The sequence below is a fragment of the Vibrio sp. 661 genome, from assembly GCF_033339315.1.
GTDB lineage: Bacteria > Pseudomonadota > Gammaproteobacteria > Enterobacterales > Vibrionaceae > Vibrio > Vibrio alginolyticus.
The window spans coordinates 207,321-219,723 of record NZ_JAWOUJ010000001.1; the positions used below are offsets into that span (position 1 = coordinate 207,321).

General features: G+C 45.9%; 11 protein-coding genes. All 11 read right to left on the reverse strand.

Going from position 1 to position 12,403, the window contains the following annotated elements; translation table 11 throughout:
• Positions 1-62 precede the first annotated feature (62 nt).
• Positions 63-707 (reverse strand): START domain-containing protein, encoded by a 645-nt coding sequence (locus tag R7P69_RS00955; protein WP_005374725.1) that lies wholly within the window; start codon positions 705-707, stop codon positions 63-65.
• 77 nt (positions 708-784) lie between these two features.
• Positions 785-1,969, reverse strand: coding sequence for a multidrug effflux MFS transporter (locus R7P69_RS00960; RefSeq protein ID WP_005374727.1), 1,185 nt, complete (start codon positions 1,967-1,969; stop codon positions 785-787).
• Positions 1,966-2,610, reverse strand: a complete 645-nt coding sequence (locus R7P69_RS00965) for a recombinase family protein (RefSeq protein WP_005374729.1) — start codon at positions 2,608-2,610, stop codon at positions 1,966-1,968. Before R7P69_RS00965 ends, R7P69_RS00960 begins: the two co-directional genes overlap by 4 nt.
• 145 nt (positions 2,611-2,755) lie before the next feature.
• Positions 2,756-3,763 (reverse strand): LacI family DNA-binding transcriptional regulator, encoded by a 1,008-nt coding sequence (locus R7P69_RS00970; protein ID WP_005374731.1) that lies wholly within the window; start codon positions 3,761-3,763, stop codon positions 2,756-2,758.
• A 217-nt stretch (positions 3,764-3,980) separates the two neighbouring features.
• Positions 3,981-5,714 carry a sodium:solute symporter family transporter gene (locus R7P69_RS00975; protein WP_151515258.1) on the reverse strand — a complete coding sequence of 578 codons (1,734 nt, stop codon included), beginning with the start codon at positions 5,712-5,714 and terminating at the stop codon, positions 3,981-3,983.
• A complete protein-coding gene (locus tag R7P69_RS00980) occupies positions 5,707-6,702 on the reverse strand; it encodes an ester cyclase (protein WP_017634491.1) in 996 nt (331 codons plus the stop codon). Before R7P69_RS00980 ends, R7P69_RS00975 begins: the two co-directional genes overlap by 8 nt.
• 49 nt (positions 6,703-6,751) lie before the next feature.
• Positions 6,752-7,726: an ester cyclase gene (locus R7P69_RS00985; protein WP_017820104.1), complete on the reverse strand. Its 975-nt coding sequence runs from the start codon at positions 7,724-7,726 to the stop codon at positions 6,752-6,754.
• A 513-nt stretch (positions 7,727-8,239) separates the two neighbouring features.
• Positions 8,240-9,520: a TRAP transporter large permease gene (locus R7P69_RS00990; protein ID WP_005383432.1), complete on the reverse strand. Its 1,281-nt coding sequence runs from the start codon at positions 9,518-9,520 to the stop codon at positions 8,240-8,242.
• Entirely contained in the window at positions 9,517-10,080 is a 564-nt protein-coding gene (locus tag R7P69_RS00995; protein ID WP_025768663.1) for a TRAP transporter small permease, read from the reverse strand. The genes R7P69_RS00990 and R7P69_RS00995 overlap by 4 nt, the downstream gene beginning before the upstream one ends.
• A 58-nt stretch (positions 10,081-10,138) precedes the next feature.
• Entirely contained in the window at positions 10,139-11,134 is a 996-nt protein-coding gene (locus R7P69_RS01000; protein WP_053307978.1) for a TRAP transporter substrate-binding protein, read from the reverse strand.
• A 268-nt stretch (positions 11,135-11,402) separates the two neighbouring features.
• Positions 11,403-12,359 carry a LacI family DNA-binding transcriptional regulator gene (locus R7P69_RS01005; RefSeq protein WP_025768661.1) on the reverse strand — a complete coding sequence of 319 codons (957 nt, stop codon included), beginning with the start codon at positions 12,357-12,359 and terminating at the stop codon, positions 11,403-11,405.
• Positions 12,360-12,403: the final 44 nt, after the last annotated feature.

The following is a 12,403-nucleotide window of genomic DNA, read 5'->3' on the forward strand; positions in this document are numbered from 1 at the left end:
GCGGCATATGCCGCCTTTTGTTATTATGTACCGTATTAAAAAGCGAGTGGGAAGAGCGACGCTTACTCATCTATTTGAGGATGAGAGTATTGCTGATATTCAGGTAACTCTTTTCTTAAATTACTAAATGTCGCCCATGCACTTTCTTTTGAGAGTTTGTTGATCAGCCAGTTTGGCAATAGACCTCCGGGTTCAGCAAACGCCTTGTATTCCACGAGTGTTGTATCGTTTGTGAGTTTTTGTAACTCCCAAGTCGCATCAACCGAGCGAATTCGAACATAACCATTTTGTTCAGCAAGATATGAGTCAGGTGCGCTTTTGATTTCTATCGTGAATCCCAGCTCATCGACCCAGTACTTTGAGTAGGTGACCATATCCCGATTTTTGGCAGGCCATGGTGCTTTAAACTGGGTGTAAACGATGTTCTCGGTGGCCGATATCTGATTTAAAACCCGGCTATGACTGGCATTGTCAATCCAGTTCGGGATATTGTCACTGTCTTCCAGTAGCGTTAAAAATGCACCATAGCTGGTGGGTGTGAACATCCGGGCACGGATCTCAACTAAACCGTCACTATGTTCTCGGGAGTAAATTGTGATTCCATTCTTGTCACTCTCGAACTGCCAGTTCTCGTTGGCGCTCGCATCAGTGCCAGCGGATATCAATGTGGCGAGTGTTAAGGCGCCCATTCTTAAATGCAACATCATGTTAGTATCCGCCAACTTTTCCTAAATTTAAGTTTATACGATTTGTCGTAACTATAAGGACAATAGTATGTTTTTTGTTATCGTTCTGAAGGTTGCTCTGCACTGAAGCCACGTTGAATGTTGGTGAAGGTAAGCGATGCAAATATTACGATAACGATCGCTAGATGCCATGCTTGACTCAATCCAAGCTGCACCAGAGTTAAGCTGACCAATGAGGAGACGACCATTTGTCCACCACCAGACATTGCCGCTGCGGCACCTGCTTGCTTTTTATAAGGTTGCATTACCATCGCTTGTGCACAAGGTAGGGCAATACCATTACCCAAGATCATTAATAGCTGTCCTAGCATCAGAAATAGAGGCTCAACGGGACAGAAAAATAGCCATATTGCGGCAGTAAGGTGAAGAAATGGGGTGCAAAGCAGCATTTTTTTATTGCCAATAATTGGCCTTACTCGGTTACAAATCGTGGTACCACATAACATACCCAAAGCGGGAATGAGCGCCCACATCGCGTATTGAGCGGAGGTCATGCCAATTTGATCTTGCATGATAAATGGCATCACAGAGACTGTCGTAATCATTAAGCTGAAGTTTAACCAACTGATACTGGCGAAACTCATAAAGTAACGAGACGTAAGTAAGCTCTTGTATTGGAGTAACATTTTTCGGGGTGACGGAATGACAGAACGTTTTGCGATGGTTTCTGTGAACTTAAAGGCGATGATTACCCAGGCCAGCGAGACATAGCCCAACAGAGAAATAAACACCATACTCCAACCGAAGTGGAAGTTGATAAAGCCGCCAATCACAGGTGCAATAAGTGGCGTGATTGAAGCCGCCATGGCGATGTAAGACATTGCCACTGGGAGTTCATCCCCGCTAAATCTATCTCGAGTCGACGCCCTCGCGAGTACCGCGCAGCATCCTGTACCTAACCCTTGTAAAAAGCGCCCCATCACCATCCCTGTAAATGTGTCACTGAAGAAAATAATCATCAGCAGACCAGACATCGCGATGAGTAAACCGGTAAGTAATACTCTTTTTCGTCCTAAAGCATCTGACACTGGCCCGTAGATAAATTGAGAGGGGCCAAAGCCGAGCAAATAAATACTCACAAGTAGTTGAGCTTGGTCGAGGGAGATGGAAAAGTCTTTTGCTATCCATGGCAAAGAGGGCATGACTAGCCCCATGCTCAACTGGCCAACGCTAATAATAAGACAGGCGAGTAGTATAGTATGAAAGTTGATTGGGCGACTCATGACTGGTCTCCATTCAAACAACCTTTTTGGCGTCGTGATCTTAAGCCGCCTTCGTCATCCACTTCATTTAGCTTTGCTTTGACCCGCTTCACAGTCGATAGACTGACTTCGCATTGCTCTGCTACGTTTTGCAATGTGTAGCCTTCTAGCAGTAACGTTGCGATCTGTTGGTGTTTGGTTTTGTTTGCGGGGCGGCCGCGAAACTTCTGTTTCCATAATTCTGGCTGCTCTTTAATGGCCTGTCGCCCTTGCTCTGCGGCAAACAGGCGATGTTCAGTCTGCACTTTCCCATATCCAGATAACACTGTGAGTAGTGTTTGAGTTTGAACAGAACCTGGCTCAAAAGTTAGTGATTCACATACGGTTTTCAATGTTACCCCTTTATCGAGTAGCATTTTTATCGTGTTCAATGCTTGACTAAAGTCGCGACCAAATGCGGTCAGCCACCAGAGCACAATCGTATCCCCAGCTCTGACGGAATCGAGCAGTCGTAAGAATGCCTCTCTCTCGGTTGGAGGCATGCAACCACGAACCTTATCCTCAAAATGCTGAGCTTCGGGTGCAAAAGCTTTTAGAGTATTAAGGTGCTCTTGGTAAGCTCGATTTTTTGGCGAATAACGAGTGTAAAGATACGTGGTCATAAGGATTATGAGCCTTTTTTGTTTGGTTCATATAGTGTAATGGCTCACAAATATACATGGGTTCATTAATACTGACAACACTAAATGAGCCGTTTGGGAGTCAGAGGCACATAAAAAAGCCAACCGAATGGCTGGCTATAGCTATTTAAGCTTTTGTTGTCTGTCGCTCGATTAACTTCACTGGCACCATCATTTTTACTAGGCTTCCGTTTTTCGTATTAATTTGATCAACAATGATCTTCACGCATTCGCGAGCGAGGCGACGGAAATCCTGGCGGAATGTGGTTAATTGATAGCTTAACCATTCTGTCTGAGGAATATTATCAAAGCCAATGACTTGTAAGTCCTGAGGAATGCTCAACCCGCATTCTATACGAGCGATATCCATGACCGCCATCGCAAGGTTATCGGTTGCACAGAACACCGCTTCAGGCCGATTTTTGTCTGCCAGTATGGCACGGACTTTATCAAGTGAGCTCGCGTAGTCATAACTGGCTTCAATGATGCGTGGCGTCTTGCCGGTTAGGTCTTCAAATTCAGAGCAGAAGCCGCTTTGGCGTTCGTCATTCGTAAAGGTTGGCACTTCTCCCGTCAAATAAACCGCGTTCTTCACGCCACTTTTATGCAGAAGTTGCGCGGCTTGTTGGCCTGCTTCGTAGTTGTCACTGATAACGTAGCTACTCCTAGTACCTTCAACAACTCGTGCGTATTGAACAATTGGGATATTAAACTCTTCACATTCTTCATAAAGGGACTTATTGAAGGTTGCGGAAGCGGCAATGACACCATCGACGCGATACTGGAAGATATTTGGGATTGAGTGACCCTCTTCTTCATCCACTTGCCATGGAATCAATACGGCAGAATAACCTTTTTTCTGTAACTCACTGGAAATTAATTGCAGTGTTTTCATATGGATAGGGTAATCCGCATCAGGAAACACCAAACCTATCAATTTCGATTCGTTTGTGGTCAGGCTACGTGCAAAGGCGTTAGGGCGGTAGTTAAGGGCTTTAGCCGCTTCAAAGACTTTTTGCTTGGTCTTTTCGGATACTGAGCTACCCGGAACAAACACGCGCGATACAGTAGATTGAGAGACGCCTGCCATCTTTGCCACATCTTTTGATGTGACTACGTGTTTAATTGATTTCATGAATAAAACTTAGTTGCCAGTAATTGAGGTCATAAGACTAGCATAAATAGGTACGTATTCATAAATGTTCTGACAGGGTATCCTAAGTAGAATAATGGCTTTGGAGTGTTAAAAAGCAAAATGTGGGTTAACCCATTTGGTTTGCTTTGAGCTAGCACTAGATCTAGAGCGTAGATACTGTCCGTTTGTTGGACGTACAGTATCTACGTAAAGAACATTAATTTGCTTGTTTGACTGCAACTTTACGTTTTGGGGAGAGGAGTGAATACCCCATGTATCCGATGCAAGCGGTAGCGACAAGAATAGAGCAGCCACGCATAAAGTTAATCAGCATAGGAGCGTTGTCGGTAAACGCGTTGATCCCCCAAAGCATCACGAGAGAGAATACAAACATCACTAGTAAGCCATAACATGGAGCATCGATTTTGCCGGGAACGACATACCAACCATCTTCCTTGATTGGTTTATTTAGACGCGCATATTCCGCTTGCTGGCCTTTCACTGTGTAAAGATGCATTTCATCTTGTTTACCCGTCAGGAGAAGGCTAGCAATGTAAGCGACAACGGCATTCACAATCACGCCAATCACGCAATACCAAGGCCACGCAATATCGGTCGCAACGGCTACATACCAAATCACCAAGAAGCTAGCAGCAACGCCAATTAACAAGCCTTTTTCCGTAATGTGTTTTGAGTAGAAACCAAGGACGAACATACAGAAGCTCGCACCGACAAAGTAAGAGCCTGCCTTACTCAGCACTTCCAGTACCGAGCCTGTGCTGGTGGCAAACATGATCGCTGGAATGATGACCAAAATCGCCCACGCCACCGTGAAGAAACGCGATACCTTTAAGTAGTGCTCTTCCGACTCGTTTTGCTTGTAGAAGCGTTTGTAAAAGTCAGCCACAGAAACGGTCGCCATTGAGTTAAAGGCGGAATCGAGACTCGACATACTTGCCGCCAGAATCGCAGCGGCAATGATGCCCATCAAGCCTGGCATTCCATATTCACTCGCATAATGAAGAATGATGGTGTTGCCGTTTTCAAACTCTTTACCGTCGTAATAAGCGTTGAACAGTACGCCAAGCAAGATAAAGACAAAGTAAATAAAGAAGGCCACGTAGCCCATCATCAACATTGCCTTTTTCGCATCGCCCATGCTTTTAGCGGCCATACAACGTTGTACCATCATCTGGTTACCGCCATACACGGTGGTGTGGAACATCGTCATTGCGATAACGCCAGCCCATACCGTCGTTACTTGGCTTAGGTTAAAACTTGTCTGTAGGGCATCGGTCATTCCTTTCGCTTTGAGTTCTGCCATGACCTCCGTCATTGGAGCAGGCATGCCATTCCAAACGGCTTCAATGATGATGAATGCGCCAATAAATAAGATTACTGCTTGAATCACATCGGTCCAAATGACAGCCGCGATACCGCCCATTACGGTGTAGATAAGGGCAATTGCAGTGACGATCATGATGCAGTACATCACGTCGATACCAGTAATGAACTCTAAAATCATTGCTGTCGCGTAGAGTACGGCTGCCGAGCTCAATGCTTGTTTGATAAGGAAGATAAACGACAAAGTCAGTCGTGAAGCCTTACCGAAGCGTCGTTCTTGATACTCGTAGATGGAGGTTAAACCGTTGTTGTAGAAAAACGGCATAAACACAGCCACGATGAAGAAGATCACCAGCGGATAATTGAGGTGAATCGCGATAACCGACAGGCCTTCTTTGTAAGACCAAGCTGGCCCACCAAGGAAAGACATGGCACTCACGTAAGTACAAACGACAGAAATACCGATCGCCCACCAAGGGATGCTCTTATCACCCAAAGCGAATTGGCTAGCTGAAGTTACTCGCTTACCAATCACCGCACCCAATACTAGCGTTAGGGCTATGTATCCACCAAGGATGCTCCAGTTAAGTGCGCCAAACTCATGCATAATTAGGTCCTTCTAACTGTTCTTTCATTTGTGCAAACACGTCATAGCCAAGTTGCAGCAGGATATGAACGATGTCGATCGCCACCCAGTTTTCCTTCAGTAAATCGCCTTCGCGTCGCCAAATGTCCATAACGCGAAGTTCGATGTGTTTTCCGGTTGGGGCAAGACCGAGCCAGCCACTGTGACCAGTGTGAGTACCATGCATATGTGGCCAACCACCTGTGGATACGTAGTCATTTTTGGCCAAAAAATTGACCTCAATATCGACACTTCGATCTGGGAACGCAAACACAAATGGCGCTTGATGGTGGTTACGGAAACCTTTGATACCGCGCGTAGTACCAATACCAGCAGGGCCGTACCACATGAAGTCATTGTGCCAGTAGTTTTCTAAATCCATCGAGAAAAGATCTTTGCCATCAAAACGACCCAAGCAAGACAGCATATCTTCAACCAGCTGGGCGCTCTTTTCACTTTCTTCCAAAGACACAACAGATTGTTGAATACCGTTAGAAGTTGCAGGAGAAGGAACCAAGCCATCGTGACCTAAGCTTTTACGAAGAGGGTTGCAGCCTGCTTGATTCATCGCGTCGATGAAGTCTGGGATCATGTAAGATTCGGTGATTTGGTCGTTCTCCACACACACCATTTCGGTGTAACGCAAGTAGAGTGTTTTCCCTGTTGCTGGGATGCCAAACAGTGGTTGTTCAAATGTACCGATAAAGTAGCCGGTAGAGTTGTACCAAGTGCGGCCTTCGTATTCGCCGTGCATAACAATTATTGGTCGGCGCTCGGCGTCAGGCAAAGCATTAACAAGTGGTGAGAGGAAAGATTCGTGGGTTGCATCTGGGCCATTAAGATCGTTCACAGGGTGCGCCACGCACCATTTTACGTCAGGGTTCAAAGTTTGCAGAGCGGCCTGTTTTTGCTCGATGTCTGCGGCTTTGAAGTAGTTCTGGTAGAACTGTTCGATGATGTTGAGTGACATGTTGCTTCCTTACTGTCTGTGATTTTAATAAATAGTGTTTAGTCAGCCGTTAGCCTTGCTGAAGCAGGATTTGCTTCCAGATTGCGGTCTCGTCAAACAAAGTGAATTCGCGACGAAGACCCCAAGGGCCAAACTCAGCGTGGCTGATCCCCATGATGTAAACCTCTTTTCCTGAAGGCTTACCAAACATCCCATATCCCTCATGCTTACCGTGCAAAGACCATCGAATTGCCGCGCGTGGTGACATCATGTCGTCATCTCGGCCAATACGATGGTGAACGGTAAATTGAGCATTTGGGAAAGACGCACGAAGTGCCATCCAAAAATGATCGACTTCCGAGTGTGATAGGGCAGTTTGACCGCCAGTGTATTCGCCGATGCAAGCGCGGTCGTACTCTTTCGGTACTATTGAGAACTCGGCATTCATAAGGCTTCTGAGAATTGCTTCGTATCGCTGACCATATTCGTTGTCGTTGCCTACGCCCAAATAAGGTCCAGGAATGTCGACTTCAGGTGTGAACGGAAATGGGCTTGATTCCACGCCACCTTCAAATTCGATTTGTTGGCGTGCAAACTCTTCTGACGTCATACCCAGTTGTTTCGCGATATCGGCTTGATCGCGAACCAACCATTCGTCATTGATTTGGTTATTGATAGCGTGGCAATCTGCGATAATACGGAAACGAAGTTTGCGGTTTGAGGCTTGCCCGTAGAAGCCGTTGCCACTGTGTGTTGCAGTAGAGATGATTCGATGAGAAGAAAGCATGCCTTGTTCCGGGGTGCCTGACCAAATGACGTCTTCGCCATATAGCGTGCGATCGGGAAACTCGGCCAGTGTCGCCATTGTTGCACTGATCACCCCTTCGTTTCCTTGAACGATAGAGAGTGGAGTACGCACAACAATGTCGGGAGAGTAGTAGTGTTCTAAGGTGTTTAAACCTCGGTCTTCCCAAATCTCTTTTGTGATACCAAGAATGTAGTCGGGAAAGTCACGCCACTTTTCATCGAAGCCAACCATGGCCATAAATCACCTCCGTAATTGAATAATTATGTTTTGATTACGTATTCAAAATATATCATGTTGCCATTTTGTCAACGGATTGTTTTTCGATTGTTTAAATAGCGTGCTGATGATCAGATTTTTAACAATTGAGCAGAAAACAAACTAAAAAAGTACAGGCGAGATGGAAGCTATCTCTTATCGAGACGTGTTAATAAGAAAGGAGGTCAAAGTTTTTTGTATGAATTTCCTAATATCTTATTGTTTTTTAATCGCTTAATTTATTTTGATCTGTTTGAATGGAAACAAATGATTAAGCCAAAACTGATAATCATGCAGATCAAGGCACCCAAATAGACTTTATCGCTAATATTCAGCTATTTTGGTGTCAATTATCCTTATATCTTTCAAATTTTCCTTTTGCATACGAATGCTTAAAGGCTTTTTTATTAAATCGGAAGTAGATAACGAATAAGCCACTAGAAAGGTGTTTATCTAGTGGCTATAACAGTCATAAGCGCTCTATGAGTGCAACGATCAGGATAAAAGCGCAGGTAATGATAGCGAGATGGCAGGGATGAAGGTAATCAACATCAAGGCCACTATCATTGCACCAATCCAACCCATGATGGCTTTAGAGAGCGACTCTATCGGTACTTTGCCTACCTGACTTGCCATAAACAGGTTGGCACCCAGAGGAGGCGTAACAAAGCCAATGGCCAAGTTCACGATCATCACGATCCCAAAATGAACGGGATCCATGCCGAGTGCTGACGTAATGGGTAACAGAATTGGCGTGAGAATAACAATGGCTGCCAGCGTTTCCATAAAGGTACCGACAAGCAACAACAGGACATTGATGCAAAGCAGTATCAGAAGTTTGTTTTCAGTAATCGATAGAATGAACTGAGCAATCTCGGTCGGTAGACGTTCTAGGGTCAATATGCGGCCAAACGTCACGGACGCACCCACAATGACGAGCACAGCGCCAACTAACAGTGACGACTCTAGAATGATTTTCACCACTTGCGCTGGTTTGAGTTCTTTATAAACAAACATGCCAAAGAATAAGCCATAGAGCACGCCAATCGCTGCGGATTCGGTAGGTGTGAAGATACCGGAATAGATACCGCCGAGAATGATCACGGGTAGTAGCATTGCCCAACTGGCTTCTTTTAGCGCATCAAGACGCTCTGCCCAGGTCGCTTTGCGCTCGTTACCTGTGTAGCCCCGCATTTTTGAGACAATTAGACAGTAGCCGATCAATACCATACCGACGACCAAGCCAGGAATGATGCCCGCCATGAACATCTTGGTGACCGAGACTTCAGCTGTGATCGCGTAGACGATCATCACCACAGAGGGTGGAATAATGACGCCAATCCCGCCGGAAGAGGCGATCAAGGCACCGGCAAAGCTGCGGTCGTAGCCTTTCTTCACCATAGAGGGAATCATCGTCAGGCCGATAGCGGCAACAGTGGCAGACCCCGTACCAGAGATGGAAGCGAAGAACATGCACGCCACAATGGCGACGATGCCAAGCCCACCAGTAAAGTGGCCAAAGAAGACCTCCGCCACGTGTAATAATCGTTTTGAGATCCCTCCTTGGCTCATAAGGTTACCTGCCAAGGTAAATAGAACGACGGCGAGGAGAGGGAAAGAGTCGAGCCCTGTTACCATTCCTTGGACTAAAAACTCGATGTTAAGAAACGGCAGACTGAGTATCGCGACCATACTGGCTGCCGCCAGAGCAATACCGACCGGAACGCCAATGAGCAGAAGCAGACCAAAGCTGCCAAACAAAAGTGCAGACGTCATGCGTTAAACTCCAATAGTCGGTTAGAAGTACGATACTTTGCTTTGATATGGCGATAGCGTTGGCGAGAAAAGCGAACTCGTTCATTGCTGGTGGAGCACGCGTTCACACGTTGATAAATGCTTGTCACTAGGCGCGCGCAGCTTAATAGTGCGCAAACTAAAACAGAGGCATACAAACACGCAATAGGAATTTCCATTGCGGGTGCAATCTGACCGAGTTGCAGGCTGCGGTTTATAACCTTAAATCCAAACCAGGCGACAGTTGCACTAAAGGCAAGGTAGATAAGATCAGAGACAATCAAACTGAATTGCGTCCAATTGCCCGGAAGTTTATCGATGAACACACGAATGCGGATGTGTCGATCATCTCGGATACAGTAGCTGATGCTCAGGTACATCGCCCATACGAATAAATAACGAGCCAGCTCTTCAGCCCACGCGATCGTTGCATCGAACAGGCGTAGGGCGATTTGCAAGCACAGTAAAGTTGTCATCGTTGAGATCGCGATAACGATAAGGGTTGGTTCTAGGTATTTGTCTAGTAAGCGAAACCACTTCATGTTCACCTCCAAAACGAGAAAGCACGACCTGTTGCCAGATCGTGCAAAAGAGTGGGAGTTATAGGCGTTCTATCTCGGCCATCACGTTGTCAAACAAGTCTTTACCCGTTTTACTGCGCAAGTCCTGGTACACGGCCGCATTCATTTTCTCTTTCATGATGCTGCGTACCTCGTCTGGGACGATGTTAACCGTCATGCCTTTCGCTTCGAGATCTTTGATCACTTCTTGATTTTGCTTAGCGGCGAGCTCGCGCTGCTTAGCGATGGTTTCTTTGCTTACTTCACTGATCAGCGCCTGTTGCTCTGCAGGCAGTGAATCCCAAAACGATTTGTTCATGAACAACACGTAGTTGGTGTATATATGGTTAGTTAAAGAGAGGTACTTTTGTGCCTCGTAAAAACGTTCGGCATAAATAGAGTAGATAGCACTTTCTTGAGCGTTAATCAGGCCTTGTTGTAACGAGGTGAAAATTTCTCCCCAAGACAGAGGTGTTGGCGCAGTACCAATAGATTTCCACGCGCTTATTTGAGTGGGGTTAGATGCCGAGCGAATCTTTAGCCCTTTCAGGTCCTCAATACTATCAATTGGCTGTTTGTTGTTGGTCACGCTACGAAAGCCGACCTCCATAAAGCCAAGTCCATGAAAGCCTTTTGATTCCATAGCATTCAACAATGGTTGTCCGATCTTCTCACTGTCGAGCGCTTTGTGTGCTTGCTCTTCGCTATCAAAAAGGTAGAACACGTCGAGCACGTTAAACTCTGGGACGTAGGGAGAGAGTAAAACTGACGCACCAAACGTCATTTGTAAGTTGCCTTGCTGCACGAGTTCAGTCGTCTCACGCACATCGCCTAGTTGTCTTGCCGGATAGATTTCAACTTCTATCTCACCGTTTGAGCGAGCTTCCACTTCTTGTTCGAAATAGAGCATTGCTTTGTGTACGGGAGAGGTTTCTTGACTGTCATGAGCAAGACGAATAACACTGGTTGCAAACGTATTCATACTGCTAAATGCAAGCCCCAGTGCGGTAAGTGAAGTAAGGATTGCTTTCTTCATCGTTCTTCCTTGTTTCTGGTATGACCTGCCATGGGCATTCGTCGGCAAGTCACACAACTTTTTATGTTTTTATAAATTAGTTGAGCAATTCATATCCATTTTGCATACGAATCCAAAATAAAACATTAAAGTAACAAGTCAATAACAAGATTGATGAATTGATGAGGTATTAAATAACGATTGGTGAAAATTTAATCGTGATCACAGAAAATGCCTTACTCGAAAGCAAGGCATTTTGTTTTATGAAGAATGAATAAAAATGGATTTATTAAATGGTGCTACTACGTTCGATCAAGGTGCCTTGCTCGAAAAGGTATTCGCCAGTTGCATCCAGGTTGCCGTTGATTCGATTCATCAAGTCTTCAACCGCTCGTTTAACAATTTTGTCGACTGGTTGAGCAATGGTGGTCAAATCATAGCTCGGCCATGCAGACATCGGAATGTTATCTACACCCATCACAGAGAAGTCTTGGGGGATCTTTGCTCCGGCTTGTCGCAAGCCATCCATCACACCCATGGCGAGGATGTCGTTTGCACAAAAAATTGCATCGGGTTTGCTAGTGTGCGACAAGATCGCTTTCGCCGCTTCTAAGCCTGCTTCAAAGCTGTACTTGGCTTGGATAAAGGTTGGTGACGGGGAGCCGAGTTCTTGCAATTTTGAAGAGAAACCCAGCCAACGCTCTTCACTGGTCATGGAGCCAGCATCGCCACTGATATAAGCACACTGTTTTGCGCCTTTCTGCGTTAAATACTCGGCTGCTTGTTGGCCCGCCAAGCGGTTATCAATACCAGAGCTGTTGGCATTAATACCCTCGGCGTAGCGGTTGATCAAGCTTAAATGAACGCCAAACTTTTCGCATTGGGCAAACGCGCGTGAAGTTAAACGGCTGGTGGCGATAACGAGTCCGTCCACTTGGTATTCAATGGCGCGTGAAATGGCGAGATCGAGGTCGTCCTTGTCGATAGGGCAAAGCACAACTTGTCCGCCACGCTTTTGAATTTCGACAGCCAAAGCACGAGATTGCATGTCGTACATTGGGTTTGATTCGCTATCTAACGCAATCGCCACTAAGCCTGAACGATTCGAAATCAGACCTCGGGCGATGGCATTCGGTGTGTATCCGAGCTTAGCTGCGGCATCCATCACCATTTTGCGTTTCTTCTCGCTAATACTCGCAGTCGGGCTGAATGCTCTAGATACCGTCGATTGAGAGACGCCGAGCATCTTCGCGACGTCGATCGAAGTTACTTTCGCTTTAATGGTGATAC

Coding starts and splice junctions, on each gene's coding strand:
- R7P69_RS00955 (WP_005374725.1), bottom strand. CDS start 707: ATGATGTTGCATTTAAGAATGGGCGCCTTAACACTCGCCACATTGATA.
- R7P69_RS00960 (WP_005374727.1), bottom strand. CDS start 1,969: ATGAGTCGCCCAATCAACTTTCATACTATACTACTCGCCTGTCTTATT.
- R7P69_RS00965 (WP_005374729.1), bottom strand. CDS start 2,610: ATGACCACGTATCTTTACACTCGTTATTCGCCAAAAAATCGAGCTTAC.
- R7P69_RS00970 (WP_005374731.1), bottom strand. CDS start 3,763: ATGAAATCAATTAAACACGTAGTCACATCAAAAGATGTGGCAAAGATG.
- R7P69_RS00975 (WP_151515258.1), bottom strand. CDS start 5,714: ATGCATGAGTTTGGCGCACTTAACTGGAGCATCCTTGGTGGATACATA.
- R7P69_RS00980 (WP_017634491.1), bottom strand. CDS start 6,702: ATGTCACTCAACATCATCGAACAGTTCTACCAGAACTACTTCAAAGCC.
- R7P69_RS00985 (WP_017820104.1), bottom strand. CDS start 7,726: ATGGCCATGGTTGGCTTCGATGAAAAGTGGCGTGACTTTCCCGACTAC.
- R7P69_RS00990 (WP_005383432.1), bottom strand. CDS start 9,520: ATGACGTCTGCACTTTTGTTTGGCAGCTTTGGTCTGCTTCTGCTCATT.
- R7P69_RS00995 (WP_025768663.1), bottom strand. CDS start 10,080: ATGAAGTGGTTTCGCTTACTAGACAAATACCTAGAACCAACCCTTATC.
- R7P69_RS01000 (WP_053307978.1), bottom strand. CDS start 11,134: ATGAAGAAAGCAATCCTTACTTCACTTACCGCACTGGGGCTTGCATTT.
- R7P69_RS01005 (WP_025768661.1), bottom strand. CDS start 12,359: ATGCTCGGCGTCTCTCAATCGACGGTATCTAGAGCATTCAGCCCGACT.